1 protein-coding gene is annotated in these 518 nt (G+C 56.0%); it reads right to left on the bottom strand.

Annotated features, from left to right (window positions below; genetic code table 11):
- A partial coding sequence (locus tag L1073_RS17150; protein WP_425531598.1) for a transposase occupies positions 1-518 on the bottom strand: 518 nt, incomplete at both ends.

The raw sequence follows: 518 nt of genomic DNA, 5'->3' as shown, positions 1-518 counted from the left end.
TAGGTCAGGCTCTCGCCCGCTGGACAGAGACAGGTTAGCGCCACGGGATCGAACTGGAACGCGCTGGCCGGTATCGTCTCTCTCCTGCCTTTATCGGGTAAGTTTTGGTGGCGCTTGCCGTATTTATTTTTCTGATCGGTGAACTTCGGATCCCGGCTACGGAACTGGTTGTCGGGTACGTAACCATTGATCTGGTGTTCGTGCAGGTACTTCATATTGGCTTCGTTGGCGAAGCCGGTATCCGCGGTCACAACGGTGCCTTGCTGGTAGATGTTGTCCGCGATGCCCAGCGTCTTGAAGCGAGCATCGACGGCCTCCAACACCGGCTGCAAAGTGTGATGCTCTTGGCCTTCGCCAAAGGCCTGAGCGTCAATGATGATCTGGTGTTTCTTATCCACCGTGGCGACGCCGTTATAGCCCTGGATCGTCCCTTTGCTGGTGGTCATCTTGGCGCTTTCGTTATCGGTGACGTTGCTCTTTACTTCCTTGCGCTGCTTCCCTTGGCCCATCCTTGGGCT

The organism is Chromohalobacter nigrandesensis (assembly GCF_023061285.1).
GTDB classification, from domain to species: Bacteria; Pseudomonadota; Gammaproteobacteria; order Pseudomonadales; family Halomonadaceae; genus Chromohalobacter; species Chromohalobacter nigrandesensis.
Note: the sequence above shows the minus strand (reverse complement) of the source record. Positions and strands in the feature narration are given on the sequence as shown.